The organism is archaeon (assembly GCA_016432545.1).
GTDB lineage: Archaea > Thermoproteota > Nitrososphaeria > Nitrososphaerales > Gagatemarchaeaceae > UBA183.
In genome coordinates this window covers 635,895-661,700 of the sequence record CP066694.1, presented here as the reverse complement: position 1 = coordinate 661,700, position 25,806 = coordinate 635,895, and the positions used below count along the sequence as shown (strand labels likewise).

At 62.0% G+C, this 25,806-nt stretch carries 27 protein-coding genes and 1 tRNA gene; 20 read left to right on the top strand and 8 right to left on the bottom strand.

Annotation, left to right across the window (positions count from 1 at the left end; genetic code table 11):
* Positions 1–37: 37 nt before the first annotated feature.
* Positions 38–664: an RNA-binding protein gene (locus tag HY247_03650; protein ID QQG49408.1), complete on the top strand. Its 627-nt coding sequence runs from the start codon at positions 38–40 to the stop codon at positions 662–664.
* On the opposite strand, the gene HY247_03645 is transcribed toward HY247_03650, so the two are convergent.
* Positions 661–1,260 carry an FAD synthase gene (locus HY247_03645; protein QQG49407.1) on the bottom strand — a complete coding sequence of 200 codons (600 nt, stop codon included), beginning with the start codon at positions 1,258–1,260 and terminating at the stop codon, positions 661–663. The genes HY247_03650 and HY247_03645 overlap by 4 nt on opposite strands.
* A complete protein-coding gene (gene dph5 / locus HY247_03640) occupies positions 1,260–2,300 on the bottom strand; it encodes a diphthine synthase (GenBank protein ID QQG49406.1) in 1,041 nt (346 codons plus the stop codon). Before dph5 ends, HY247_03645 begins: the two co-directional genes overlap by 1 nt.
* 119 nt (positions 2,301–2,419) lie before the next feature.
* Here dph5 and HY247_03635 point away from each other — a divergent pair, with 119 nt between their 5' ends.
* The 3 genes from HY247_03635 to HY247_03625 all read left to right on the top strand — a co-directional run bounded on the left by HY247_03635 (position 2,420) and on the right by HY247_03625 (position 4,733).
* On the top strand, positions 2,420–3,058 hold the full coding sequence (locus tag HY247_03635) for a hypothetical protein (GenBank protein QQG49405.1): 639 nt from the start codon (positions 2,420–2,422) through the stop codon (positions 3,056–3,058).
* 26 nt (positions 3,059–3,084) lie between these two features.
* A tRNA-Lys gene (locus HY247_03630) sits at positions 3,085–3,210 on the top strand.
* 50 nt (positions 3,211–3,260) lie between these two features.
* Positions 3,261–4,733, top strand: a complete 1,473-nt coding sequence (locus tag HY247_03625; protein ID QQG49404.1) for a glycosyltransferase family 39 protein — start codon at positions 3,261–3,263, stop codon at positions 4,731–4,733.
* Here HY247_03625 and HY247_03620 read toward each other — a convergent pair.
* Positions 4,662–5,249, bottom strand: coding sequence for a hypothetical protein (locus HY247_03620; GenBank protein QQG49403.1), 588 nt, complete (start codon positions 5,247–5,249; stop codon positions 4,662–4,664). The two genes, HY247_03625 and HY247_03620, sit on opposite strands and share 72 nt — an antisense overlap.
* A 127-nt stretch (positions 5,250–5,376) precedes the next feature.
* On the opposite strand from HY247_03620, the gene HY247_03615 reads away from it, so the two are divergent.
* From HY247_03615 to HY247_03595, 5 genes are read left to right on the top strand one after another with little or no spacing between them, the layout of a single operon-like run.
* A complete protein-coding gene (locus tag HY247_03615; protein QQG49402.1) occupies positions 5,377–7,551 on the top strand; it encodes a hypothetical protein in 2,175 nt (724 codons plus the stop codon).
* A gap of 42 nt (positions 7,552–7,593) precedes the next feature.
* Positions 7,594–8,667, top strand: a complete 1,074-nt coding sequence (locus tag HY247_03610) for a cysteine synthase family protein (GenBank protein QQG49401.1) — start codon at positions 7,594–7,596, stop codon at positions 8,665–8,667.
* A gap of 8 nt (positions 8,668–8,675) precedes the next feature.
* Positions 8,676–9,821 carry a PLP-dependent transferase gene (locus HY247_03605; protein ID QQG49400.1) on the top strand — a complete coding sequence of 382 codons (1,146 nt, stop codon included), beginning with the start codon at positions 8,676–8,678 and terminating at the stop codon, positions 9,819–9,821.
* Between the two features lie 44 nt (positions 9,822–9,865).
* Complete coding sequence (locus tag HY247_03600) at positions 9,866–10,375, top strand: HEAT repeat domain-containing protein (protein ID QQG49399.1); 510 nt, start codon at positions 9,866–9,868, stop codon at positions 10,373–10,375.
* Positions 10,376–10,379: 4 nt separating this feature from the next.
* Complete coding sequence (locus tag HY247_03595) at positions 10,380–11,156, top strand: glucose 1-dehydrogenase (protein QQG49398.1); 777 nt, start codon at positions 10,380–10,382, stop codon at positions 11,154–11,156.
* Here the strand turns inward: HY247_03595 and HY247_03590 are convergent.
* The 4 genes from HY247_03590 to HY247_03575 all read right to left on the bottom strand — a co-directional run bounded on the left by HY247_03590 (position 11,146) and on the right by HY247_03575 (position 13,073).
* Positions 11,146–11,373 carry a hypothetical protein gene (locus tag HY247_03590; protein QQG49397.1) on the bottom strand — a complete coding sequence of 76 codons (228 nt, stop codon included), beginning with the start codon at positions 11,371–11,373 and terminating at the stop codon, positions 11,146–11,148. The two genes, HY247_03595 and HY247_03590, sit on opposite strands and share 11 nt — an antisense overlap.
* A gap of 24 nt (positions 11,374–11,397) precedes the next feature.
* Positions 11,398–12,342 carry a hypothetical protein gene (locus HY247_03585; GenBank protein ID QQG49396.1) on the bottom strand — a complete coding sequence of 315 codons (945 nt, stop codon included), beginning with the start codon at positions 12,340–12,342 and terminating at the stop codon, positions 11,398–11,400.
* A 2-nt stretch (positions 12,343–12,344) separates the two neighbouring features.
* Positions 12,345–12,728, bottom strand: a complete 384-nt coding sequence (locus HY247_03580; GenBank protein QQG49545.1) for a DUF371 domain-containing protein — start codon at positions 12,726–12,728, stop codon at positions 12,345–12,347.
* Positions 12,729–12,800: 72 nt separating this feature from the next.
* Entirely contained in the window at positions 12,801–13,073 is a 273-nt protein-coding gene (locus tag HY247_03575; GenBank protein QQG49395.1) for a hypothetical protein, read from the bottom strand.
* A 56-nt stretch (positions 13,074–13,129) separates the two neighbouring features.
* Between HY247_03575 and HY247_03570 the strand changes: the two genes are divergently transcribed.
* Together HY247_03570 and HY247_03565 are read left to right on the top strand one after the other, a co-directional pair.
* Complete coding sequence (locus tag HY247_03570) at positions 13,130–13,372, top strand: hypothetical protein (protein QQG49394.1); 243 nt, start codon at positions 13,130–13,132, stop codon at positions 13,370–13,372.
* A gap of 6 nt (positions 13,373–13,378) precedes the next feature.
* Entirely contained in the window at positions 13,379–14,332 is a 954-nt protein-coding gene (locus tag HY247_03565; protein ID QQG49393.1) for an ornithine cyclodeaminase family protein, read from the top strand.
* On the opposite strand, the gene HY247_03560 is transcribed toward HY247_03565, so the two are convergent.
* Positions 14,329–15,963, bottom strand: a complete 1,635-nt coding sequence (locus HY247_03560) for a TCP-1/cpn60 chaperonin family protein (protein QQG49392.1) — start codon at positions 15,961–15,963, stop codon at positions 14,329–14,331. The genes HY247_03565 and HY247_03560 overlap by 4 nt on opposite strands.
* A 105-nt stretch (positions 15,964–16,068) precedes the next feature.
* Between HY247_03560 and HY247_03555 the strand changes: the two genes are divergently transcribed.
* From HY247_03555 to HY247_03515, 9 genes are all read left to right on the top strand, one after another.
* Entirely contained in the window at positions 16,069–16,764 is a 696-nt protein-coding gene (locus HY247_03555; protein QQG49391.1) for an aquaporin, read from the top strand.
* A gap of 112 nt (positions 16,765–16,876) precedes the next feature.
* Positions 16,877–17,281, top strand: coding sequence for a GAF domain-containing protein (locus HY247_03550; GenBank protein ID QQG49544.1), 405 nt, complete (start codon positions 16,877–16,879; stop codon positions 17,279–17,281).
* Positions 17,282–17,392: 111 nt separating this feature from the next.
* Positions 17,393–19,960: a hypothetical protein gene (locus tag HY247_03545; protein ID QQG49390.1), complete on the top strand. Its 2,568-nt coding sequence runs from the start codon at positions 17,393–17,395 to the stop codon at positions 19,958–19,960.
* A 137-nt stretch (positions 19,961–20,097) separates the two neighbouring features.
* Complete coding sequence (sufC, locus tag HY247_03540) at positions 20,098–20,874, top strand: Fe-S cluster assembly ATPase SufC (protein QQG49389.1); 777 nt, start codon at positions 20,098–20,100, stop codon at positions 20,872–20,874.
* A 47-nt stretch (positions 20,875–20,921) separates the two neighbouring features.
* The gene (gene sufB, locus HY247_03535) at positions 20,922–22,334 is read left to right on the top strand and encodes a Fe-S cluster assembly protein SufB (protein ID QQG49388.1); all 1,413 of its coding nucleotides are present in this window, start codon (positions 20,922–20,924) and stop codon (positions 22,332–22,334) included.
* 20 nt (positions 22,335–22,354) lie between these two features.
* Positions 22,355–23,770: a Fe-S cluster assembly protein SufD gene (sufD, locus tag HY247_03530; GenBank protein QQG49387.1), complete on the top strand. Its 1,416-nt coding sequence runs from the start codon at positions 22,355–22,357 to the stop codon at positions 23,768–23,770.
* 4 nt (positions 23,771–23,774) lie between these two features.
* Positions 23,775–24,083, top strand: coding sequence for a Rieske 2Fe-2S domain-containing protein (locus HY247_03525; GenBank protein QQG49386.1), 309 nt, complete (start codon positions 23,775–23,777; stop codon positions 24,081–24,083).
* Positions 24,084–24,122: 39 nt separating this feature from the next.
* Positions 24,123–25,337, top strand: a complete 1,215-nt coding sequence (locus tag HY247_03520; GenBank protein QQG49543.1) for a cysteine desulfurase — start codon at positions 24,123–24,125, stop codon at positions 25,335–25,337.
* Complete coding sequence (locus HY247_03515) at positions 25,334–25,756, top strand: SUF system NifU family Fe-S cluster assembly protein (GenBank protein QQG49385.1); 423 nt, start codon at positions 25,334–25,336, stop codon at positions 25,754–25,756. Before HY247_03520 ends, HY247_03515 begins: the two co-directional genes overlap by 4 nt.
* The last annotated feature ends 50 nt before the right edge of the window (positions 25,757–25,806 follow it).

The following is a 25,806-nucleotide window of genomic DNA, read 5'->3' as shown; positions in this document are numbered from 1 at the left end:
TAGGCTTATGACTGCCGGTCCCGCGGGCGCCTCGCAAATGGACGCTCTCAGGCGCTCCCTGAAGGAAATGGAGCACCACTTCTCTGACCAGCTCGAGCGCAGAGACAGGGTCCTCAAGGACACAAGGGACGTGATCTCTGCCTCCTCCCGGGCGATAATCAGCGTACACACGGGAAAGCTCGGGGAAGCCAAGAAGGAACTTGCGAACGCTTCATCCATGCTCGCAGAGCTGAAGGCAAAGGGGACCGGGCCCCTTTCGCGGTACATCGTCTCCCCCGAGGCGGAGTTCGTCGAGGCCTCATCCGTCGTCGCTCTCTCGCAGGGCAGCAAGGTTCCCTCTCGCGAGTCCCTCGGAGCCTCTCCCGAAGCGTATCTCCTGGGCCTGCTCGACACAGTGGGAGAGCTCAAGCGCCTCGTGCTCGATTCCGTGATGAAGAGCGACCTTCCGAGGGCCAGAAAGTACTTCGCTGTCATGGAGGACCTTTACTCTAGCTGCTCTCCCCTGGCGGTATACGACCACGTCGCGAACGGGGCCCGGAGGAAGATAGACGTGGCCCGCATGCTCGTGGAGGACACGAGGGGCCTGCTCACCGAGGAGACGCGGCGCGACTCTGTTAACGAGGCGATGGCCCGCCTCGAGAAGAAGCTCGGCCGGCGGCGTTAGTACCTGCCGAGGAGCGAGCTCGTCTTCACTTCAGGGGAAGGGGAGTCCAGCCTCACGACCCTGACCTTCATCCCTCTCTTCCTCGCCTCCGAGGCCACCTCCCGCTCCATGTGATACTGGTCGTACCCGAGCGCCACGACGTCGGGCCTCACCATCTCGAGCGTCTCGTAGATGTCGCCCTCGACGCCAAGTATCGCCGCATCCACTGACCTCAGGGCCTCCAGTAGCCTGACCCTCTGCCTCTCGTCGGCGACCGGCTCGCGCCCCTTCCTCTTCCTTATCGTGCTGTCCCTCGCGACCGACACGACCAGGGCGTCCCCAAGGGCCCTCGCCCTCTCCACCGTATGGAGGTGGCCGTGGTGTATCAGCTCGAACCCTCCTCCGATGAAGACGACCCTGATCGCCTTCCTCCCCTTCTCAGTGAGTGCGAGCCCTCCCCTGGAGGCGCGTAGATGCCCTGACTTTGCGAGCTCCGCCAGGGGCCCTACAATGTCCTCTTCCTCGACTCCCAGCTTCCTCGCGACCGCCTCCCTTGACGCCCTGACGCCTGCGACCCTCAGCGCAAAGACCGAGGCGAGCATGCGCTTCCTCTCCATCACCACTCCACCTTGACCAGGCCGGCGAAGCCGAGCGCGTCCAGAAGCCCCTCTGCGTAGCCCACGTTGAGCATCGCGATCTCGTCCTCCCCCTCCGCGAGGTTCCTCTCCGCGTCCCTCAGGTAGAGCTCCGCGTTCTCCAACACAGCTGAATACGACGGGCCCAGCTTCGATGCCGCGCCTGAGAGCGCCTTCCTCGTCTTCTCCACGTACTTCGGAACGAGGCTCTGCGCTGTCCTGAGGACCGAGTCCGAGTTCCCGCGCACGCTCTCCGGGGCCAGGGAGAAGATCGCCGAGACCGACTCGACCTCTGTGAAGTGGAGCTTGCCAGGCACGACAAGGGAGTGGGGCGAATCCCCGAACTCCTTCCTCCCCAGCTCAGCGAACGACCCACCGGCCATGGCAGAGTTCTCCCTCCCCAGCCTGGACTCCACCAGGCCGAAGGTCTCCTCGGTCACCACTCCTCGCTTGAAGTTCGCCTCTGCCAGCAGGAGCCCCGCGACCGCGTCCGCCGGCGAGACCCCTTCGCCGCTCTGCTGGTCGTACTCCAACAGCAGGAGAGTGTGGGCCCCCTCGAGGAGGTTCTGGTGCAGCAGGTGGTACACCTGAGAGAGCTTGTTGACCGACTCCCTGGTGACGGTCGTGGTCCTCGAGAACTTGTAGTAGTGAAGGCCTGACGCGCTGGCCGCGGCCGACGCTATGCTGGCCGAGTGGACGACAGTGGTTTCCACGCCAGCCCTGATCGCCCTCGTCCTCAGGTCGTCGTGCGTGGTCGCGATCATCGGGTCCCCCAGGACCGCGAGAGCCACCTTCTTCGTGCCCGCCTCTTCGAGGATCCTCCTTCCGTCCTCGACAAAGTCCCTGTCGACGACCGTGATCTTGGCCCCGGTCGCGCTCTGCAGCTCTCGGAGCAGGGTCGGCTCGTGGGGGGTCGTGTAGTACTCTAGGTAGACGACGTCCGCGGTTCGGAGCTCCTCGACGCCCTCGAGGCTTATGCCCCTGGGGCCCAATCCGAGGCCGACGAAGGTTAGTCTGGCCATCTCATCCGACTGAGAACCAACGTCGGTATATCAATGCTGAAGAAGTTTCAGAACTCTCCCCCCCTTCACCCATCAGGACCTCGCGCTTCTTGAAATTCAGCTATGTTCAACTTCGGTCATTGAACGTGCCCCCGGACGTTACGCCTGACCTCGCCGAGGTAATCGGGCTTCATCTTGGAGACGGATGCCTGAGTCGGAGACTTCACGGACGGCATGAGTCAAACGTCGTGGCGTTCACTGCCCACAAGTCAGAATTTTGGTACTACGAAGAGTTCGTAAAACCAACGATGGAAACGACCTTCGGCGTCAGTGGTCGTTTGTACTTGCGAAATGACAACACAACGCGATATCACATCAACGACAAAGAGCTCGTCACATATCTCTCGGGGCTGGGCCTACCAATCGGGAAGAAAGCAGACGCGATGATACCAAGAGTCATATTCAAGAAAGGATACACCTCTCGATGCATTAGAGGGGTCTATCATGCGGAAGGATCGCTCTATCGACGATATTCTAAGGCGTACAACCAACATGCAAGGGTCTACGATAACCTACTGTCGTTGCAGATACGAATGAAGCTCAAGACTTTGATGAACCAGATTCATGACGAGCTGATAAGGTTCGGTATACTCTGCAACAGGCTCACCGAGAAGCACGGGGTCTACACTCTGAGGGTTACTTCTCAACTAGAAATAGCCAAATTCATGGAGGTCATCGGACCGAGGTACAAGTCCACTCCGCCACCGATAACGCTTTAACCAATTATCGAAGGCTCTTCGTGCGTGGGCCCGTGGCTCAGAGCAGGAAAATCCTGCGAGAAGCCAGGTTAGAGAGGACTACCTAGATCGGCTGGCTCTTATGCCCGACCGGAGTCACCAGCATGTCGTGGGTTCGAATCCCACCGGGCCCGCTCTCTCTCAGCCTTAAATCGCCAAACCATTCAGTTAGAGGTCGGATGAAGTGAAGAACACCAATCCGCTCCTTCCACTCCCCCTCCTCGTCTTCCTCCTCCCGTTGGCTGTCTACTTCGTCACCCTCAACGGGTTCTGGGCCACCGACCACCCGTCGAGCCTCATCGACCTGGACTGGGCGATCTACGCTCACCACAGCTTCGCGATCGGGCAGGTCGGGGACTTCCAGAAGAACTCGGTGGACATCTTCGCCTACAACGGGTCGTACTACTCGGCGTCCGCCCCGGGGGCTGCGATACTCGCCTTCCCCTTCGTCGCCCTTGGCTTCTACTTGCAGGGCGGGTTCGCCGTCTTCGGGTACGTCTTGCCCACCTCGGAGCTCTTCGTCGCGATCGCCAACTCCCTGGCGGCCTTCGTCCTCTACAGGATCGGGAAGGACTTCTTCTTCGGGGAGCTGGCGGCAGCCTTCGTCGCCTTCTCGTACGCCTTCTCGACGATCAGCTGGCCCTTCGCCACCTTCTTCTTCCAGAGCGACGTGTCCGCTCTGTTCGTCCTCTCTTCGGTCTACTTCCTGCTCTCCGCCTCCAAGGGCGAGCCCGGCCATCCTTCCCGCGACGCTCTCTTGTGCGGGGTCTCGGTCGGGGTCGCCCTCACCGTCGACTATGTCGACGGGATACTGATCTTCCCCATCCTGGGATATCTCCTCCTGGGCTCGAAGGGGCCCAGGGCCGCAAGGCTCGAGAGGGGGGTCCTCTTCACGATGGCCTCCGCGGCCGGGGTCCTCCTGCTGTTCGCCTACAACTACGCGAGCTTCGGGAACCCGTTCGCCGCGTCCGAGCAGGTGTATCTCGGAGGTGCCGGGGTCCTAGGGGCGTTCAGCTTCCCGCTCCTCGACGGTGCCTACCTCAACCTCTTCACGCCCCTCAGAGGCATCTTCGTGTACTCCCCCGTGCTCCTGGTGGGCGTCGTAGGACTCCTTGGCTCGTTGAGGCCGTCGAAGTTCGACTCCAGGGTCGCAATGCTCCTGGTGCTGTTCCTCTGCATCTTCGTCCCATATTCGATGTGGTACGCGCCGACAGCCGGGAACTCCTACGGCCCGCGTTTCCTCGTTGCTGCGATCCCCCTGCTCCTGATCCCCGCGGGCTTCATACTCGAGACCCTGAGATCGGCCCTGCGCAGGTCTCTCGTGTACCTGCTCTACCTCGCAGGGGTCGTCCTCAGCGGCCTCGCCTCCTTTGTGGGGGCCGTCCCCCCGGACCAGATGTGGTTCTCTTCTCCCTTCGTCAAGGACGTCGTGCCGGCCATCTTCGCCCTTCAGCTGGACCCTTGGTGGGCGAGCCAGTCTGGCCCCGCCGCGTGGGTCGTGATAGGGGTAGTCCTAGGGGCCGTTGGCCTCGCTCCCTTGTTCACCGGAGCGCTTTCAATCTCGGGGAGCGGGCCTTCGAAGCGATCAGCCGCGGAAGCTCGGAGCGCCCAGCCGGGTCCAGCGCCCCAGACCCCTGAGCGACAGGTCCACAGTTAACGCGAAGAGGATCGGGACCTCGAGGAGGAACGCGACCGGAATCGCCGGGTCTGACGCGATTCGAATAATCTCCGCCGACAGGAGCAGGGCCATCGGGACGCCCCCCAGAATCGAAAGGACCCACCCGTACGCGATGCTCGTCCAGATCGACGTGCCGAACCTGGCCCTGAAGTGCACTAGTCCCACTCCCGGGAGGATTCCCATCAAGAGCGCCGTTCCCAGGATCGCCAAGGTCCCTCCTGCGGTCAGGGTCAGGGAGATCCCCGAACTGACCGCGACCAGTCGCATCATCGTCCTCATTGCAATCCAGGCGACCATTGCTCCAAATACCGATGAAACGAGCGCTGCAAGCAGTACCCGCCTGCCGAAGGCTCTGAAGGTGAACACTGTGGCCGAGGCCGAGGCGATCGCGATCCCGAGGAGAGCCCAGATGCTCAGCGCCAAGGCTCCGAGGGCGAAGACGGTCAGACCGAGCAGAATCACTATGATTGCTGAGTTCCTCTCGTTAAGGCTCACAACCACCCGCAGGGAGGTCAGACTCTAGGATATAGCTTGTCCAGGGCCCCCGGGCTCGCAGCCTGCGCGCGTCCTCTCCCCCTCCTCCGAGAACCATTAAGTATCCGGACTCCCAAAAAGCAATCACATGTCCCCCGCACGGGACGGAGGGTCGATGGGCCGCCGCGCCCCCCGGGCGCGAGCGACGCGGGCCTTCTCTGCTCCACTTCTCGTTGTTATGCTGATCGCCTTCGTCCTTCCTTCCCTCCAAGTCCAGGCGTACACACCACTCTCGCCCAAGTTCGTGACCACGCTTCCCACCGGGGCTGGGCCCGTCGCGACGCTCGCCTTCCAAGGGTACACCTACGTCGCCAACCACGATGAGGGAACGGTGACGGTGTTCAACAAGTACGATAAGGTGGTCGCGAACATCACCGTCGGGTCGGAGCCCGTGGCGATTGCCTTGGGAGTGGGCCCCAATAACCATAGAATGATTTTTGTCGTGAACCAGGGCGACGGGACTGTCAGCGTCATCTCGCCCAGCCTCCTGTCAGTCGTCGCCACGGTCACAGTAGGCTCCCATCCGTCGGACATCGCAGTCCTCAGTTCGTACGCCTACGTGGCCAACCGAGACGACAACACGATCTCTGTCATCGGGAAGGCTCTAACAGTAACACTCACGATCCACTTGTCTTCCCGGCCCACCGCGCTTGCTGTTGGAAACGGTCATGTCTTCGCGCTCAGTCACGATGCGATGACTGTCACCTCCATCTACAGGTTTGTGCCCACCGCTTCAGCTGCCGTCGGCTCTGACCCAAGAGCGATAGCGTTCGACGCTGCGAACAAGGAGATCTTCGTGGCCAATGCAGGAGACGGGACCGTCTCGGTCTTCAAGGCCAACAATGCGCTCCCCCTCATTACGACGATTGCGGTCGGGCTGGGCCCGCGGGGCCTGCTGTACTCCGCCTCGAACGGCAAGATGTATGTCTCCAACTATGGATCAGCAGAAGTCACTGTGATCTCGAAGTACAACTTAGTCGTCAAGACCATAGCGGTGGGCGTCGGGCCTTCCAGCATGACGTACTACTCACTCCACCGCGAGGTCTGGGTCCTCAATCGCAACGATTCGAGTGTCACGGCAGTTGCATCCAGCCTACTCTACACCGTTACGTTCTCGGTCGGTGCAGATCCTCTCGCGGCGTCGTTCAACGCTGCCAACCGGAGGGTGTACGTCGTCGACCACGGGTCGGACGCCGTCTCATCCATCTCTGACCTGTGGATCTCGCTCCACTCCATATCCGTCGGCAGTCGGCCACTCGGCATCGTCTTCGACCCCGCGAACAACTACACCTACGTTGCCAACTGGGGAGAGTCTTCCCTCAGCGTAATCAACTCCAGCAACGTCGTGGTCGCGACCGTGACGATCTGCGACGGGCCGCGTGAGCTTGCCTATGACCCGGGGAGCCAGGAGGTTTTCGCTGCCTGCCCGGACTCGAACTACGTGATCGCTCTCTCCACTTCCAACACCATAGTGGGCAACTACTCAATGAAGAATCCGGGGGGGCGGACTGAAGACACGACCGTGGAGCCAGGAAGTGTACGGATGGGGTACAGTCCCTGGAACCAGGAAATGTACATCGGGGCTCTCGGCTCGGTGTACGCGATTAACAGCACCAACGCTGTCGTATCGAACATCACTGGGTTCGTGAAGCCCATTGCCTTCTCCTACAGCCCCGTCAATCACCAGGTCTACGTTGCGGACTACTTTGGGGGCACCGTGGTGAGCATCTCCGCCGCCGATGCCGTAGTCGCGACTCTGAACTTCACTCAGATCATCGGCAACGAGACCAACAACCCCTATCCCACCGCCCTCGCGTTCAGCCCCGCCAACAACGAGACCTATGTCACGCTTCCCGGGCTGTCCAATCTCTCCGCAATCTCCAGCTCCAACTCTGTCGTGGCCAATATCTCGCTAACCTGGGACATCTCGAGTCTGATCTACAACCCATCCAATAGGGACACCTACGTCGTCGACTCCTACCTCCGCCAGATCACTGCGATCTCCAGCGGCAACGAGGTGGTCGCGGTCCTCCCCATCGGTTGGGTCGGCGACCTGCCTAAGATGGTCTACGACCCGCACAACGGATACATCTACCTGGCTGACTACTACCAGATCTGCATCTCAGCGATTCCGAGCACAAACGACGTGGTCTACTCCTACGGCGTCGGCTCTACTCCCACCCACCTAGCGTACGACCCGGTCAACCAGGAGGTCTACATCACCAACTTCCTCCCGAATGCGGTCGCTTGGATTTCGGGCTGAGAGGGCACTTTATCACACTCGGCCGACGGGGACTCTGACAACATGGCCGGCCGCGTTGCGGAGGATATCCTGGGGCTCATCGGAGAGACTCCGATGGTCAGACTCTCGAGGGTGACGGCTGGGCTGAAGCCAAGGATCTTGGCCAAGCTCGAGTTCTTCAACCCGGGAGGGAGTATCAAGGACAGGATCGGAATCTCCATGATCAGGCAAGCGGAGAGGAAAGGCCTGCTTGTCCGCGGCGGGACAATCGTGGAGCCCACCTCAGGGAACACCGGAATGGGCCTGGCGATGGCGGCTGTGTTGAGAGGATACAAGTTGGTCTTCACGGTCCCAGACAAGATGAGCGCCGACAAGGTCTCCCTACTCAGGGCGATGGGCGCCAAGGTCGTAGTGACGCGGTCGGACGTCTCCCCCGGCGACCCCGAGCACTACGTCGAAGTTGCGAAGAAGATCGTCAGAAAGACACCCCAATCGTTCATGCCCAACCAGTACGAGAACCTGGCGAATCCGAGGTCCCACTACGAATCCACCGGCCCTGAGATCTGGAGTCAGACCAAGGGGAAGGTCGACATGCTGGTCGCCGGGGTCGGGACTGGCGGGACGATCAGCGGGACGGGCAGGTACCTCAAGGAGAGGAACCCTTCGGTCCGAGTGGTGGGCGTGGACCCCCAGGGCTCGATTCTCACTGCTCTCCACAGAGGGAAGAGGGCGGCCCCGAAGGCGTACAAGATAGAAGGGATAGGCGAGGACTTCCTTCCGACGACGCTCGACATGGAGGTAGTCGACTCGTTCGTGAAAGTCACCGACGAGGAGTCGATGATCATGACCAGGCGCCTCGCTAGGGAGGAGGGGATACTCGCCGGGACCTCGTCGGGGGCCGCCGTCGTAGGGGCGATCAAGGCCGCGCGTTCGTTGGGCCCTGGCAAGCTCGTCGTCGTCATTCTCCCAGACACAGGTCGCAGCTATCTCAACAAGGTCTTCAACGATTCATGGATGAGGAAGAACGGCTTCAAGACAGAGTCGCAGGCCCCCGGGCCGGCTCGAAGGAGGACCGGACACAGCAGGGCCGGGTCGGCTCGCCGAGACCGCAGACGTGATAAGGTGCGCAAGTCCTGACCCGGTCCATGAAGTTCGGCACGAGGGCGGTCCACGCGGGCGAGGAGCCCGGGCTTCCGCTAAGCGGAGACGTAGTTGTCCCCATCCACCTCTCGGCAACCTTTGCTCGCCGGTTCGCGGACAAGCCCACGGCAGGGCTGGAGTACTCCAGGACCGGAAACCCGACGCGCACGGCACTTGAGCAGAGGATCGCATCGATGGAAGGGGCGCGCCACGCGCTCGCATTCTCTTCTGGGATGGGGGCCGAGACCACACTGTTGCTTTCAATCCTCAGGAAGGGTGACCACATCGTTGCCGAGAAGGACCTCTACGGGGGCACAGTCCGACTCTTCGAGACGACCTTCAGGAAGTTCGGAGTGGGGACAACCTACGTCGACACCCGGGACCCGAGTTCAGTCGAGGCCGCAATTCGAGGTAGGACGAAGGTCGTCTGGCTCGAAAGCCCCACGAACCCTCTGATGCGGATTGCGGACATACGCAAGATCTCAAGTCTCGCCCGGAAGAGGGGGGCGGCCACGGTCGTAGACAACACCTTCGCGAGCCCCTACCTCCAGAACCCCATTGCGCTAGGGGCGGACGCGGCCGTCCATAGCACCACGAAGTACATCGGTGGGCACAGCGACGTAGTGGGAGGTGCTGTCGCCATCTCTGACCCCAGGGTCTACGAGGCGGTGAAGTTCAACCAGAATGCGCTCGGGGCAGTACCTTCTCCGTTCGACTGCTTCCTCGTCCTCAGAGGTGCCAAGACCCTCCACTTGAGGATGGAGAGGCACAGTGAGAACGCGCAGGAGGTGGCCGAGTTCCTCGAGAGGCACCCGAAGGTCTCGTCTGTCCACTACCCGGGACTGAGCAGCCATCCCCAGAGACGCCTCGCCAAGGCCCAGATGCGGCTTGGGGGCGGGATGCTGTCAGCGGAGATGAAGGGGGGAGGGGCCGCGGCCCGCAAGTTCCTCGGAAGACTTCGGCTCTTCTCGGTGGCCGAGAGCCTCGGGGGGGTGGAGTCTCTTGTCGAGCAGCCTGCGACCATGACCCACACCAGCCTGACCCCGGAGCGCAGGAGGGAAATCGGCATCGGCGAGGGCCTCGTGCGGTTCTCTGTGGGCATCGAAGACGCGGTCGACCTGTTGGCCGACCTGAGGTCCGCGCTCACGTAGTGCCGCAGTTCACTTTATAGCCCGAAGCCCTGGCACCCGAAACGTTGTACACGAGCGTCATAGTCGACGACGAGGCCCACTGCATGGACGTGATGAGAGGGATGGAGGATGCGTGGGGCCGGAAGGACGAGTCCTACTTCATCGAGGTCCTGAAGAACGAACCGAGCCTCGTATTGAGGGTCCACGCGGTGTGCATACTCGCCGAGGTCGGAGCGGAGAAATCTGTCCCGGCCCTCGCCGATGTCCTGTTCAACGACCCCGACCCTCTGGTCAGGCACGAGGCTGCCTTCTCCCTCGGACAGATCGGCCTCCCGGCGGGCAACGCAGCGCTGGCCAAGGCAGTCCGCGAAGACCGCGACCCCATCGTCAGGCACGAATCCGCCGCCGCGATCGGGTCCATAGGGACCGCAGACTCGGAGGAGGTCCTGAAGAAGGCCTTGGACGACCCCGACGAGATGGTCCGGAACTCAGCAAAGGCATCCCTCTTCAACATCGAGTTCCTGAAGAAGTACTCAGCGAGCTCCACCGCCCGCGACCGCGCTCCCAGGCCCTAGCTCCTTGCGGAAGAACAGTCCTGCAGCTCGAGGTTCGAGGCTTTCTTCGAAGCGCGCCCTCGTGACGGGCTCTTCTCAGGGCATCGGCGCGGCAATCGCGCGCAAGCTCGCCTCGGAGGGGGCCGAGGTAGTGATAGCCCACAGGGCCGGAGACCCGCACATCGACAGGGTGGCCCGGGAGATCCGGAGGTCTGGAGGGACCGCCACGGCGATGCACGCCGACGTCTCAGACCCTGAAAGCGTGTCCCGCCTCTTCCGCGAGGTCTGGAGTGAGCTCGGCGGGCTGGATGTCTTGGTAAACGCGGCGGGCCTGTCGGACAGGCGGATCTGGAACGTCCCCCTCTCAAGGATCACACTCGACATGTGGAGGCGGGTCTTCGCAGTCGACGCGTTCGGGACATTTCTATGCACCCAGGCGGCCGCCAAGATCATGAAGAAGGGAGCGGTCGTCAACATCGCATCAACTCCCGCTCTCGCTGGCGACTCTGAGGGCCTGGTCTATGCTTCTGCCAAGGGCGCGGTCATCTCCATGACGCGGATGCTCGCGAGGACGCTCGCGCCGAAGGTCAGGGTCAACTGCATGGCCTTGGGGTCAATCGAAACGATATGGGTCGAATGGCTCGCCAAGGCTCAGCTGGAGTCCTACAGGGCCGCGATCCCCTTAGGGCGCTTCGGTTCCCCGGAGGAGGTGGCCAAGGTCGCTCTGTTCCTGGCCAGCGATGACTCGAGCTTCATTACCGGACAGGTCCTCGTCGTCGACGGCGGCGAGGTCAGCCGGTAGGCGCTGCGTCCGTGGGCCCTTCGGCTGCCGTGTAGAGCCCGCCGGCCTTCTCTATCTTCTCGAGGGCGTCCTCTACACGGTCAGAGTCAGCTATGACTCCCCTCAGGATCGTCTTCCTCCACAGCTCGATGTAGATCTCAAGCCCGTCCCTGACCTGCTCGGGCCTCCCCTCCTTGTTTCTTTCAAGTTCCACCAGGTACTCCTTGACCGTCTTCATTCCGGGTCCATCACTTCCCCGCTTTCAGGCGAGCCTGGCCTCTGGCCCGACGCCCGACAGGTAGGCTCTGTATCCCATCTTCTCAACTGCTCGCTTGACGGCCTTCTCGTGCTCCTCCGTGGTGTTCACGAAGACCGTGGGCCCCGTCTGCATCGAAAAGTACGCCTTCGCCCCCTGACTCCTCAGCTCCCTGACCCTGCTGATTATCCTGATGGTGTCCTCCGTCATGATCACAAGCCTGTTCTCGCCGGTCATCGTGAGGCTGTGGAGCTCTAAGGTGTCTCTCTCGGCCAAGACCCCCACTGCGTCTATGTCGTTGCCACGGATCGCCTTCTCCATCTCGTCGCATCGCTTCTGGGCGGACCTGACCCTCGCATCGAAGAAGGGGGAGGTGAGCACTTCCTTGTGGGCTTCCTCTGTCCTGACCTTGGAGGGAAGGGGGACTATGACCATCCTCAGGTCCAGGTCTGATGCGTCCGCGAACTTCTCCGCGTAGGTCCCCTCGTCGTCGTCCCCGGCGTAGAGCCTCGAAAATCCGCCCACGAGGGACCTGGCCGCGGAGGCTGCAAAGAGCCTCGCAGTCCTGGAGAGGGACTTCAAGTCAGGCTCTCCCCCGACCAGGAGCTTGTGGCAGAGCAGGGTAAGGGCCGCACCTGCGGACGAGGAGTATCCCACGCCCTTCGCCTCTCCCCTTGGCAGGTTCTTGCTGTCTATGCGGAAGTCTTCGACCCTGGCGCCGGGCTTGATCCTCCCCACAACTGCTTCGAGCCTAGAATTGGCCGTGACCACTGGCTTGCCTCCCATGAAGACTCCCCCCTTTGCTTCGTCCGATATCTGGGCCTCGGTCATCATCGAGGTCGTGTTGACTGAGATGCTGTCGTGATAGGGGAGCCGTAGGCTCCAGTCCTTGAGCCCGTGGTACTTCACCAGCGCCTGCATCGTGTAGCCTGTGGAGCTGTACTTCCCCATCTTCAGGAGACCTCGATCTCGAGCTCGCCCCTCGCGTCGGCCCTCGAGAGTGCCCGGACCATCTCGCGCGGGATGTCGGCCGCCGCAGCGTCCGCTCCGACCGCTACAGTCCTCGGGCTAAGAAACCCGCTCCTCCTGATGACGATTTCCCCCGGGTGCGTCAGCTCCAGGCCGGGGTCGCCCCCTGCTCGCACGACGAACGAAGCTCCACCGACCTTCAACGTGACCTTGACCCTTGAGCCGGGCCTCCTCAGGCCGGACTTCACCGCCTCGTCCAGCTGGGCGCATCCCTTCGTGGCCCCGACCCCCACGATGCAGTCCCCCTTCTCTGTCAGGTGCTCATCGGCCGTGACCTCGATCGTCGTCGGATGAAGCGACCTGACCATCGGGTGTCCCCTGAAGTAGACCACGTCCCGCGCGACCCTCAGACCCGCAGGCTTCGCCGCGAGCTCCTCCACCTACCTTCCCTCCCTGGGCTGAAGGCCGTTGCAGTGCTGGCACCTCTCCGCCTCCGCCGGCATCTGGTTGGAACAGTAGACGCAGAACTTGTACCCTTCTGGCGGCTTGACCGGCCCGTGGGTCTCCGAGAGGAAGGGACTCGCGAGGGCCATCAGGCTCCCCCCAATCAAAAACGGTATCCCCCAAAAATATACGAAGGGCAGCTCGAGGACCAAGAAGGAGGCTCCCATCAGCCCGACAAGGAGACCGCCCACCAAGAGCTGCGGCCGCATGACGACCGCTAATCGACAACGCCTTTATAGTTTCGACAGGCCGCCGGGTTTCTGCGATGACCACCGAGTACGAGGAACTCATCTCGGGAATGGTCCAGGAGAAAAAAGCGAAGGTCGCGGAGCTGACCGGGAAGTCGGGGAAGGAGAAGCAGCTCGCATCCCTGGCGTCGGACATCAGGTTCTTGGAGGTCGAGCTCCAGAGGTATCAACAGGGCATGGCACTCTTCAGGACCAAGGGCGTCCCCAAGGTAGGCCGCTGGGGCAATCCGGAGACGGAAGAGAAGAAGGAAGAAGCCTAAGTCCAGTTGACGCTCCTACTCTCTGAGCCGCAGGTCGAGGCCCTCCTTGACATGAAGGAGGTCGTTCCCGCGCTCGAGGAGGCCTTCAGGCGGGAGTCCGCAGGAGAGGCGGTGAACTCGCCCCGAACGAGGTCCAGGGCGCCGGGGGCAGTGATCAACGCGATGCACGCTTCTCTCCCGTACCTTGGGAGGTCGGGCCTGAAGTGCTACCTGAGCTCTGCGAAGGGGACCAGGTTCGTCTTCTTGCTCTTCGACTCGAAGGACTCCGAGCTCCTCGCGGTCATGGGTGCCGACGTCCTTGGCAGGTTCAGGACCGGAGGAGCATCGGGAGTCGCCACGAAGCACATGCACCCGAGCCGGAACCCCACTCTTGCGGTCCTAGGGTCGGGCAGGCAGGCGCTCACCCAGGTGATTGCGATTCAGACGGCCGTCGGTCTGACCCGGGCCAAGGTCTGGAGCCCTAACCCCGGGCACCGTGAGGCGTTCGCAGGGAAGCTCTCGGGCCTCGGCATCGACGCAGAGGCCGCCCTGACGGCTTCAGGGGCAATGAGGGGGGTCCAGGTCGCGTCCACGATCACGTCCGCCGCGGTCCCTTTCGTCGAGGAGACTGCAGTCGAGGACCTATCGCACATCAACGTTTGTGGGGGGAACAATCCCGAGCACTCGGAGATTACGGCCGGGGCTGTCGGCACCTTCGAGACCATAGCCGTAGACGACCTCCCCCAGGCCAAGACCGAGTACGGGGACCTGATTCAGGCCGAAGCCGCGGGCACATTCTACTGGGGGAAGGCGGTGGAACTGAAGGAAATAATCTCAGGGAGGGTCAAGCCAAAGGGCAAGACGATGTTCAAGTCCGGAGGCGCCGCGTTGGAGGACGTGGCAGTCGCGAGCGTGGTCTATGACAAGGCAGTGAAGTTAGGCGGTTTTCCAGAAGCCAGTCTCGGCTTTCCGACGTTTTAGCCCATCGGGGGCATGCCGCCCATGCCTCCGCCGCCGCCCGGAGGTGCCTTCATCTTGCTGGCCGCGATCACGTCGTCGATCCTCAGGATCATCGATGCGGCCTCGGTGGCAGCCCTGAGAATCTGAAGCTTCACCGCGAGGGGCTCCCAGACGTTCTTCGCGTACATGTCGGCGACCTTGCCGTTAAGCGCGTCGACTCCGTACCACTTGCCTTCTTTCGACTTTCCGTGCCTCGCTCTGAGGTCGACCTGAGTGTCGATAGGGTCCATCCCGGCGTTCTCGGCCAGGGTCAGCGGGATGCTCTCCATGGCGTCCGCGAACTTCAGAGCCGCGAGTTGCTCTCGGCCTGAGAGCTTCTGAGCCCACGACCTCAGCTGGAAGGACACCTCTGCCTCTGGGGCGCCTCCGCCTGCAACCACAGCGGGCAGTTCGACGACGTCCTTGGTCACCATGAGTGCGTCGTGGAGCGCCCTCTCAGCTTCGTCCACGATGCGCTGCGTCCCGCCTCTCACTAGGATTGTCACCGCCTTCGGGTTCTTGCACCCCTCTACGAAGACCCACTTGTCGTCCTCGAGCTTCCTCTCCTCGACCAGCTTTGCGTATCCTAGGTCTTTGCCCGAGAGGTCGTCCAGGTTGGTGACGATCCTTGCCCCGGTCGCCTTCGCGAGCTTGGTCATATCGCTCTCCTTGACCCGCCTCACCGCAAGGATGCCCGCCTTTGCCAGGAAGTGCTGCGCCAGGTCGTCGATCCCCTTCTGACAGACGAGGACGCTAGCACCGGCGGACTTCACCTTGTCCACCATGCCCCTCAGGATGTTGCTCTCTTCGTCCATGAACTGTTGCATCTGCGTCGGGTCGTTGATTCTTATCTCGGCCGAGAACTCGGTCTTCTCTATCTCGAGGGCGGAGTTGATGAGGGCCACCTTCGCTTCGTCCGCCCTCTTCGGCATCCCGGAGTGGACGACTTCCTTGTCCAAGACTATTCCCTGCACGAGTTTCGTGTCGGTGAGCGCTCCGCCCGGCTTCTTCTCGACCTTGACGTTGTCGATGTCGACCTTGTACCCTGCCTCCCTCTTCTCGGCCACGAGGAGAATCGCGTCCACCACCACCCTTGAGAGGTGGGGCGAGTCCTCGTTAACGAGCTTGGTCATCATGCTCGTGTTTGCTATCTTCATGAGGTCTTCCCTGCTGGCGGGGTCGACCTTCTCCGCCATCTCCTCGAGGACCTTCTGCGCCTTCTCTGCCGCCTTCGCGTATCCTTCGACTATGACGACCGGGTGCACCTCCTTCCCAATCAGGTCCTCGGCCTTCTCGAGAAGCGAACCAGCGACTACGACCGCCGACGTGGTTCCGTCCCCAACTTCATTGTCTGTCGCCTTGCTGATCTCGACCATCATCTTTGCGGCCGGGTGCTGAATGTCGAGCTCCTTCAGCATTGTAGCGCCGTCGTTGGTGATCGTCACGTCCCCCATCGAGTCTACGAGCATCTTGTCCATCCCTCTCGGGCCGAGCGACGTCCTGACTATCTCCGATATCAGCTTCGCAGCCGAGATGTTGTTCCTTTGGGCTTCCCTACCTCTGGACTCGCCCGAACCTTCCTTCAGGATGATGACTGGTGTCCCTTGAGACATGTAATTCGAGGTATACAACCTGAGGTTGTGTATATAAACCATTCTCGAACTTTAGCGACCTCCGGAAATTCTTAAGTGGACTTCGAAGCGCGACCGGAACTTCGGATGTCGTCTCGGGCTCCTCTGTCAAGAAGAATCACAGCTGAGTTCCTCGGGACCTTCGTCTTCGTGCTCGTCGGAGCAGGCTCGGCAGTCGGGGCCCAGGCTCTCGGCGGACAGGCGCTCTCCTCGGGCATCTTGATCGCAGCCTTCGCGAACGGCCTGGGCCTGGCGATGGCCGTCTCGGCGACCATGGGAGTCTCCGGCGGGGTCCTCAACCCTGCGGTCGCGGTCGGGCTGGTAGTGGGCCGCAAGCTGGAGCTGAACGCCCTCGTCCCGTACGTAGTTGCTGAGCTCGCCGGGGCGACGGCAGCGGGCCTTCTCCTCGTCCTCTCCTTTCCGTCCTCGCTCGGCAGCGCTGCCCACTGGGGAGCCCCCACACTCTCAGGACAGGTCGCAGTAGTCCAGGGTGTCGCCATTGAGGCGCTCCTTACTTTCGTGCTGGTCTTCGCCGTCTACGGCACCGCCGTCGACGAGAGAGCTCCTAAGATCGGGGGGCTCGGAATCGGACTCGCGGTCCTCGCGGACGTACTGGTCGGGGGAGCCCTGACCGGCGCTGCGATGAACCCAGCGCGCGCGTTCGGCCCAATGATCGCAGGCTCTTTCCTCCCTTATTACTGGTTCGTCTACCTGGTGGGTCCGGTCCTGGGCTCGGTCGCCGCGGCCCTGGCATACAGATTCGGCATCGAACGGACGCCATAGCCACATCGGAGATAAATACCGCAAGGCGAGAGTGCGCCCCGAATTGAAGGCCTCGACAGTCCGACTCAGCAGAGAGCAGGCAAAAAGTGTCCTCTCGACGCTTGAATCCACCCTGAAGGCCGCAAGAGGAAAGGAGGCCAGAGAGGCCATCGTCAAGGAGCTCAACAGGAACGTCCCGTCCTACTCTTGGGTGGGGATATACATGGTCCAAGGGAACGACCTCGTCTTGGACGCCTGGGCGGGCCCCGCCGCGACCGAGCACACGCGGATACCCATCGGAAAGGGGGTCTGCGGGTTCGCCGCCAAGGCAGGGAGGACGGAAATCGTGTCGGACGTGAGCAAGGACCCCAGGTACCTGCAGTGCTTCCTCTCGACCAAGGCTGAAATCGTGGTCCCCATCTTCCGCGACGGCCGGGTCGTGGGTGAAATCGACATCGACAGCGACCAGCTCGGCGCCTTCTCCTCCCTGGACAGGGAGTTCCTCGAGGCTGTCGCCAAGAAGGCCTCCGGTTCGTAACAGAAGAGGGAAGGCCCTACGGACGAAATAGGAGATCGTGAGTCTAGGCTCAGTTACGCCTCTTGGCAGACTTAAGAGAGGAGGCTGCCGGCCCGACGAGCAGGTGACAGCGTGCCGAACAACGGACTCCACAGGGCCCGCAGGGCGCCCTTCGCTGCCCTCTCACTCCTCCTCTTCCTGGTCCTGCTTATTCCTCTGGCGCCCGTAGACGCGAGCCTGTCTCCCCCTGTGATAGGGGTCAGCCCCGGAACGATCGACAGCGGCCAGAGCGAGCTTCTCTCGACGGCGGTCGCATTCGCCGGAGGGACCTCCCCCTATACCTGCCAGTGGCTGTCGAAGGCCCCCGGAGCTGGCTCATTCTCAAACCTGAACTCCGCGTTCTCTTGCGACACCACCACCCTGCCCTCGACCTCCACAGGGCCTCTCTCGACCGTCGGTACTTGGCGCTTCGAGCTCCAGGTGACCGATAGCTCACCGTCTCCTGTGACGGTCGTCTCCGGCGCCGCGTCAGTAACGGTCAACCGTGTGCTCGGGACGCCCCTCGTAACAGCCAATCCGAACGTCCTCGACTCGGGCGAGAGTGCCAGCATCGTAGTGTCATGGACCGGCGGGACCTCCACCTTCGGGTCCTCGCTCTACAGCAGTGGGTCGGCAGCCTGCGACTCGAACTCTACCCTTGTCTCCTCGGCTTCCGACCTGACATCGTCGTCTTGGAGCGTCTCCGTCCTGTTCAACACGAACGTCACGATGGGCATCTGGTACTGCGCCACTGTCTCTGATGACTCGGGAGTCCCTGCCATCACCTCCTCACTGAGCGCGGGGGTAGTCGCCCACGCAGCCTTGGGCGCGCCAGTAGTCTCAGCATCCGCTGGAGGGGTCGTGGTTGGGCAGAGCCTCACGATCTCCACGACTTCGCCCTTCTCGGGGGGAAGCGGACCTTACAGCTGTTCTTGGCTCAAGAAGGCCCCCGCAGCCACCTCGTTCACCAGCTTGGGCGGCGCCTTCTCCTGCGATACGTCATCCCTGCCTTCGACCCCGACCGGGGCACTTACAAAGGCAGGGAGCTGGCAGTTCGAACTGAGCGTGACCGACAGCGCGGGGCTCCCGACCACGATCCAGTCAAGCCCGGTGACAGTCTCAGTGAACGCTCCGCTCAAAGTCAACAAGGTCTTCGTCTCCGCTAAGGTAATCGAGTCGGGACAGTCCCCGACCGTCTACACCTCCAACATTGCGGCGGTGGGCGGGACTGCCCCGCTGACCTGCCAGTGGCTCGTGGAGGCACCCGGCGCGGGAGTATACTCCGACCTCGGCAGTCCGTTCTTGTGCGGGCCCTCACTCTTCGGCCAGTCGACCGGGTCCCTGGGCCCCACGGGGGTCTGGAGGTTCAAGCTCTCCGTGACCGACAGCTCAAACACCCCTGTCAACGTCATCTCAAAGCCTGCCTCCTTGAAGGTCAACACGGCGCTCACCTCCCCCGCCTTGACCTTGTCCTCCGGAGTGATTGACAGCGGGCAGTCAGTCAACGCCTTCGTCAGCTGGAGCGGGGGGATCCCGAAGTACACAGTAGTGCTCCACGCGAGCAGTTCGGGTTCCTGCAACGTCAGTTCCCCGATCGTGGCCACGAAGAGCGTCAGCGGACTCAAGGCGAAGTTCATCGGGTTGCCGACCCTGAGTGCGGACACCACCTACTGCGCGATCATCGTGGACCACTCCGCCATCCCTGCCGCTGTTTCTTCGCCCTCTGCGGACGTGACAGTCAACCCGCCTCTCGGCGCCCCGTCCCTCGTGGCAGCGCCGCCCGTCATGGACCTCGGTCAGAACTCCTCAGTCTCGACCTCCGGCCCGCTGAGCGGAGGGACCGAGCCGTACACCTGCCAGTGGCTCAAGAAGTCGCCTGCTTCATCCTCCTTCGTCGCCCAGACTGCCTTCCCGTGCTCTGGCTCGCCCAGCCTCGGTCTGAGCGGCCTCTCATCGACCGGGTCGTGGCAATTCAAGCTCCAGGTGGCCGACTCCGCAGACGGCAAGCCAACCGTCGCCTCTGCGCCGATCACAGTCGTCGTAAATGCCGCCCTGCACGTTCCCGCCCTCTCCGCTCCGTCGGGCATTGACACGGGCCAGTCGGTCCCGGTCACCGTTTCCTGGACCGGAGGGACTTCCCCCTACTCTGTAGCAGTGTACTCCAGCTCAACCAGCTCCTGTTCCGACTCCTCGACCCTAGCGGACTCGAGCAATGGGACCGCACTCTCGGTCCACTTCAGCGACCTGCCGACCATCTCTTCTGACACCTGGTTCTGCGCAGTCGTCACCGACTCCGCGGGGAGTCCCTCGTCAGCGATCTCCCTGACCAAGCCAGTGGCGGTGAACCCAGCGCTCGTCGCTCCCTCTGTGGACACGAGCCTCTCCTCGGTGGCGAGCGGACACGGCGCAGTCATCTTCATGACTTCGGACATCTTCGGCGGGACGGGTCCCTTCACCTGTCAGTGGCTTGTGGAAGGTCCCTCCGACGTCTCGTTCCAAAACCTGGGGACTTCCTTCTCGTGCAACGAGTCCACTCTGTACGCGGTCTCCACGGGGAACCTGGGGGAGGTAGGCACCTGGCAGTTCGAACTCACGGTCACGGACTCCTCGGCGAGCCCAGAGACAGTCACGACCGCGCCGGTATCGATAAGCGTCAGCTAGAGTAACTGATTCGCCTGTTCTCTGCGCCGGACCAGTCGAATCGCGGGAAGTTCGGCCATCAGACGCCAGATCGCGGTCGCGGTATAACTTATGTTATAACCCTTAAATACGGTTGAACGTCGTTCGCTCTCATTCGAATGAAGCTCGAGATAAAGGGCCTCCGCGCCTCGGTGGATGGAAAGGAGATTCTGAAGGGCGTGGACCTCGCGGTCTCGCAGGGTGAGACCCACGCGCTCATGGGGCCCAACGGTTCAGGCAAGAGCACCCTCGCCTACACGCTCATGGGGCACCCGAAGTACCAGGTCACCTCCGGCGACGTTCTGATCGATGGGGAGAGCATCATCGGCCTTACCCCTGACAAGAGGGTCAGGAAGGGCCTCTTCCTCGCGTTCCAGTACCCTGTCAGCGTCCAGGGCGTGAGCATGTTCTCCTTCCTCAGGGCCGCCTTCAACAATTCCAGGCCGGCCGGAACCGAAGCGCCGACCATCTTCGAATTCAAAGAGACCGTCGCCGAGAGGCTGAAGATGTTGAGCATGGACGAAGCCTTCCTGACCCGGTACCTGAACGAGGGCTTCTCCGGAGGGGAGAAGAAGCGCGCGGAAATCCTTCAGATGGCCCTGATGCAGCCGAAGTTCGCGGTCCTCGACGAGACCGACTCCGGGCTGGACATCGACGCGCTCCGCATAGTCGCGGAGGGAATCAACAAGGTCTCGGGGCCGCACATGGGGACCCTCCTGATAACCCACTACCAGAGGATACTGAAGTACGTGAAGCCGCAGTTCGTGCATGTGATGTACCAGGGGAGGATCATCGAGTCTGGAGGGGAGGACCTCTCGAGGCTTCTCGAGGAGAGGGGATACACCTGGATCAAGGGCTACGCGGGGGAGGAGCAGGTGGCTCCTCAGGCCCCATAACGCTTTTAACGAGGAAAATAACCTATGTTATATTCGAGGATGAGAGAGTGACTGCTTCAAAGGTAGACATCGTAACAGAGGACTACAAGGAGAAGTACGGATTCAGCGACCCGGTCGACTCCTATGCGGTCGCAGGGACCAAGGGCCTGAGCGAGAGGGTCGTCCAAGAGATTGTGAGGCTCCACGACGAGCCCGCCTGGATGGAGCAGCTGAGGATGCAGGCGCTGAAGTACTTCCTGGACTTGAAGCCGCCCGCGTGGGCTCCCGACCTGGCGGACATCGACTTCCAATCATTCTACTACTATGCGAGCCCCACGAAGAAGGCAGCGGACTCGTGGGACCAGCTCCCCGAGTACATCAGGAGGACGTATGACAAGCTGGGAATCGCCGAGGCAGAGAAGAAGTTCCTGGCGGGAGTTGGCGCCATCTACGAGAGCGAGGCCGTTTACCACAGCATCCAGGGGGACCTCGCAAAGCAGGGAGTCGTCTTCACTGACACGGTCACGGCCCTGAAGCAGTACCCGGACATCATGAAGAAGTATTTCGGGACGGTCGTGCCATACAAGGACAACTACATCGCCGCCCTCCAGACGGCGGTCTGGAGCGCCGGGAGCTTCGTCTACGTGCCGGAGGGCGTCAAAGTCACCACTCCGCTCCAAGCGTACTTCAGAATCAACGAGAGGAACATGGGCCAGTTCGAGCGGACGCTCATCATCGGGGAGCCCTACAGCGAAGTGACCTACATCGAGGGGTGCTCGGCGCCCGTGTACTCATCGCAGTCCCTCCACTCCGCCATAGTCGAGATCGTTGCCCGCAAGGGTTCCTTCGTGAAGTACACCACCCTCCAGAACTGGTCAAGGGACGTGCTCAACCTTGTCACCAAGAGGGCGCACGCCCACGAGGAGGCGACAGTCTCATGGGTCGACTTCAACGGAGGGTCAAAGCTGACTAGGAAGTATCCGTCAATCTATCTACTCGGCCCCCGGGCCAAGGCGGACATCATCTCCGTGGCCTACGCAGGCGCAGGCCAGGTCCAGGACACGGGGGGCAAGGCCGTCCACCTCGCCAGGGACACTACCTCGAGGATAATCTCCCGCTCCGTCTCGAAGGACGGCGGCCACACAGCCTACAGGGGCCTCCTCCACATCGCGAAGGGGGCCAAGAACGTCAAGAGCACTGTCCGCTGCGACGCTCTTCTGATAGATGGGAAGAGCACCACGGCGACGTACCCGTACATGGAGATCCAGGAGGACGATGCGACAGTCACGCACGAGGCGAGCGTTGGGAAGGTGGGGGAGGAGCAGCTCTTCTACCTGATGGCCCGCGGGATCTCGGAGGGCGACGCCCTGAGCATGGTCGTCAACGGGTTCCTCGAGCCCTTCGCGAAGGAGCTACCCATGACATACGCCGTCGAGTTCAACCGCCTGATGTCGATCGAAATGACCAACGCCGTGGGCTAGCCGCCCGGGAGCATGCCACAATGACCCAGGCAATCGCCGGCACCTTCGACGAATCTCTCGTCCGCTCTCTTTCAAGTTCCCTCCAAGAGCCGGAGTGGCTCGCCAGGGCCAGGCTCGACTCGCTGAAGGAGTTCGCCGTCCTTCCTCCCGAGAAGAACCCACTGTACACCAAGTACGCGAGAATCAGCGACTTCGAACTCGGCCAGTTCTCGGTCCAGGGCACGGGCTCAAAGCTGGACTTCCGCGCATTCTTCCAGGGGTATCTGACAGGAGGGGAGAGGAACATCATCCTCCAGGGCAATCACACGCAGGTCCACGCAGAGGTGGACAAGGACCTCGACTCGCAGGGCGTCAAGCTCCTCTCCCTCCACGAGGCCATGGCGGAGAACGAGCCGCTCGTCAAGAAGCTCTTCGAGGGGCGCCTCGTGAGGTCTGCGGATGACAGGTACGCCGCCTTCGTGAACGCCTTCTTCAACAGCGGGACAGTCGTCTACGTCCCCAAGGGCGTGACTGTGGAAAGGCCACTCAGGAGGATGGTCCTGCTCGACTCGCCCACCTCGGCGGTGGTCGACCAGTGCTTCCTCGTCGCCGAGGAGGGCTCCAGGTTCGTTTTCCTAGATGAGCTCTACTCCAAGAGCTCCTCCGATCCCTCCTTCGTGGCCTCCAACGTAGAGCTCCTCGCCGGGCCGGGGTCCCACGTGGACTTCTCGTCGGTCCAGCTCCTCGACGAAAGGGCAGTCCACGTGTCCAACCGAGCGATCCAGACCCTCAACGACTCTCGGGCGTCAGTGAGTGCCCTCGCGCTCGGGGCTTCGGTCTCCCGCTCGAGGATGAACTTCCTGCTCGACGGCAGAGGCTCCCAGGCGGAGGGGTTCGAGATCTTCTTCACAGACGCCAAGCAGAGGTACGACTTCGAGTCCAATCTCAGGCACAACTCGCCCGACTCGACCGGCTCCACGCAGGCAAGGGGCGTCCTCAAGGGGGAGTCGCAGACGATCTTCAAGGGCATGATCAAGATCGTCAACGCTGCAAAGAACTCGCGCTCCTACCTCGCCCACCATGCGATGATCCTCGGCCGCTCCGCCAGGTCGGACGGGATACCTGGCTTGGAGATCGACAACAACGAAGTAAAGGCGACCCACTCGGCCTCCGTCGCCCAGATCGACGAGGAGCAGCTCTTCTACTTGGAGGCAAGGGGTCTTCCTCCTGACGAGGCCCGGAAGATGGTAGTTCTGGGATTCTTTGAGCCAGTGCTCTCCAGGGTCCCCATCGAGTCGACTCGCGAGGGCGCGAGGTTCATGATCGAAGGCAAGTGGCTGGGGGAGAAGAGGCGGATGGTCGACCGGGAGACCCTTCTTGCGAAGACCGGAGAAACGTCCCCCGAAGTCAGGCAGTCCGAGGACATCTTCGAGCGCCACTACAAGTACCGAAGGTGACCTCGTGCCCGAGTTCCTGCCCGCGGTGAAGTACTCAGAGCTGGCAGAGGGTGCTATCTATCCGGTGGACATCGGCGGCAACCACCTTATCCTCTCGAAGATCGGAGGGGAGGTCTCGGCGGTCAGCGGAACGTGCACCCACGAAGAGACCGACCTCGCGCTCGGATTCGTCCTCGAAGAGCGGATAGTCTGCCCGCTCCACCTCTCTCAGTTCGACCTGCGGACTGGCCAGGTCCAGAACCCGCCGGCCACCGAGCCGCTCAGGCGCTTCAATGTTAAAATAGACGGCGAGACGATTTTTGTCGAGGTCTAGGGCGGCGATGACCATTTGCTAGAGGCAGAAGTCCTCGACATGGAGAGGATCAGGGCCGACTTTCCCATCCTGAGAAGGCAGGTCAGAGGAAAGCGGCTGGTCTACCTTGACAACGCCGCGACCACCCAGAAGCCGAAGCAGGTCATCCAGGCGCTCGACGACTACTATTCCAGGTACAACTCCAACGTGCACAGGTCGGTCCACACACTTGGGGAAGAGGCGACTGCTGCCTACGAGGGCGCGAGGAAGAAGACAGCCGCGTTCATAGGATCGTCGGCGAAGGAGCTCGTCTTCGTCAGGGGGACCACCGAAGCTACCAACCTCGTGAGGTTCGCCTGGGGCGAGAAGTTCGTCCAGAGGGGGGACCTGCTCGTCACAACGATGATGGAGCACCACAGCAACATCGTCCCCTGGCAGCTCCTGGCAAAGCACAAGGAGGCAAGGCTGAAGTTCGTGGAGCTCAACCCGGACGGGACCCTGGACCTCGGGAGCTTCGAGGAACTCCTGCGTGAGGCTCCTCGCCTCGTGGCACTTACTCACTGCTCGAACGTGCTCGGGACCACCAACGATGTGGGTTCCCTCTGCGCGAAGGCCTCCAGCGCGGGCGCAACCACCGTAGTCGACGGCGCCCAGGCAGTCCCCCACCTACCAGTGGACGTCTCTTCCATCGGGTGCGACTTCTACGCATTCTCAGGCCACAAGATGCTCGGCCCCACCGGGATAGGGGGGCTCTTCGGGAGAAAGGCCCTCCTCGAGGAGATGGATCCATTCCACGGCGGCGGAGAAATGATACGCGAGGTCTTCCTCGACCACTCGACCTGGAACGATGTCCCCTACAAGTTCGAGGCAGGTACGGTCAACATAGCCGACTCGATCGGGCTCGGGGCAGCCGTAGACTACTTGACTTCCATCGGGATGGGCAAGGTCAGAGACCACGAAAGGCGTCTCATCGGCTACGCCCTCTCTGAGCTCGCGAAGGTCAAGGGCTTCAAGCACTACGGCCCGTCCGACCCAGAGAAGAAGGCAGGCGTGATATCGTTCAACCTCGCTGACGTGCACCCTCACGACCTCGCCACGATCCTCGACGAAGAAGGGATAGCGATCCGTTCTGGCCACCACTGCGCCCAGCCTCTGATGCGCTGGCTGGACGTCGCCGCGACCAGCCGGGCCAGCTTCCATGTCTACAACTCCAACGACGACATCGACGCCCTACGGGCCGGACTCGAGAAGGCGGCGCAGATCTTCAAGATATGAGCAGCGCAGACATCTACAGGGAATTGATCCTCGACTATTACAGGAACCCGCGCAACTTCGGGAAGCTCGAGAAGTTCGACATCGAGTCTCACGACACCAACCCTCTCTGCGGCGACGAAGTCGACATGCAGATCAAGGTGGGGGACGGTTCCAGCATCGACCAGATCAAGTTCTCGGGGAAGGGGTGCGCGATCAGCCTGGCTTCGGCTTCGATGCTCACCGAGTTGGCCAAGGGCAAGAAGCTCGACTGGGTCAAGGTCCTCTCCAAGGAGGACGTCTTCAAGATGCTCGGCAACCCTGAGCTGGGGCCCTCCCGCGTCAAGTGCGCGCTGCTCGGGATGAAAGTCCTGAAAACGGGCGTTTACGGATATCTCGGCGCTCAGTACCAAGACGCCGACGACTCAGACCGCATGGGCTGAGCGTAGCCGCAACTGCTTTTTTATCAGCCCCGGCGAGCCACGCGCTAGGA

Bases quoted from the DNA above. Each gene is read 5' to 3' on its own strand.
- sufC (QQG49389.1), top strand. From the start codon at position 20,098: ATGAAGCTCGAGATAAAGGGCCTCCGCGCCTCGGTGGATGGAAAGGAG.
- HY247_03515 (QQG49385.1), top strand. From the start codon at position 25,334: ATGAGCAGCGCAGACATCTACAGGGAATTGATCCTCGACTATTACAGG.
- HY247_03555 (QQG49391.1), top strand. From the start codon at position 16,069: ATGTCGTCTCGGGCTCCTCTGTCAAGAAGAATCACAGCTGAGTTCCTC.
- HY247_03580 (QQG49545.1), bottom strand. From the start codon at position 12,728: ATGGTCAGGTCGCTTCATCCGACGACGATCGAGGTCACGGCCGATGAG.
- HY247_03560 (QQG49392.1), bottom strand. From the start codon at position 15,963: ATGTCTCAAGGGACACCAGTCATCATCCTGAAGGAAGGTTCGGGCGAG.
- HY247_03570 (QQG49394.1), top strand. From the start codon at position 13,130: ATGACCACCGAGTACGAGGAACTCATCTCGGGAATGGTCCAGGAGAAA.
- HY247_03520 (QQG49543.1), top strand. From the start codon at position 24,123: ATGGAGAGGATCAGGGCCGACTTTCCCATCCTGAGAAGGCAGGTCAGA.
- HY247_03615 (QQG49402.1), top strand. From the start codon at position 5,377: ATGTCCCCCGCACGGGACGGAGGGTCGATGGGCCGCCGCGCCCCCCGG.
- HY247_03575 (QQG49395.1), bottom strand. From the start codon at position 13,073: ATGCGGCCGCAGCTCTTGGTGGGCGGTCTCCTTGTCGGGCTGATGGGA.
- HY247_03590 (QQG49397.1), bottom strand. From the start codon at position 11,373: ATGAAGACGGTCAAGGAGTACCTGGTGGAACTTGAAAGAAACAAGGAG.
- HY247_03645 (QQG49407.1), bottom strand. From the start codon at position 1,260: ATGGAGAGGAAGCGCATGCTCGCCTCGGTCTTTGCGCTGAGGGTCGCA.
- HY247_03605 (QQG49400.1), top strand. From the start codon at position 8,676: ATGAAGTTCGGCACGAGGGCGGTCCACGCGGGCGAGGAGCCCGGGCTT.
- dph5 (QQG49406.1), bottom strand. From the start codon at position 2,300: ATGGCCAGACTAACCTTCGTCGGCCTCGGATTGGGCCCCAGGGGCATA.
- HY247_03585 (QQG49396.1), bottom strand. From the start codon at position 12,342: ATGGGGAAGTACAGCTCCACAGGCTACACGATGCAGGCGCTGGTGAAG.
- sufD (QQG49387.1), top strand. From the start codon at position 22,355: ATGACCCAGGCAATCGCCGGCACCTTCGACGAATCTCTCGTCCGCTCT.
- HY247_03650 (QQG49408.1), top strand. From the start codon at position 38: ATGGACGCTCTCAGGCGCTCCCTGAAGGAAATGGAGCACCACTTCTCT.
- HY247_03610 (QQG49401.1), top strand. From the start codon at position 7,594: ATGGCCGGCCGCGTTGCGGAGGATATCCTGGGGCTCATCGGAGAGACT.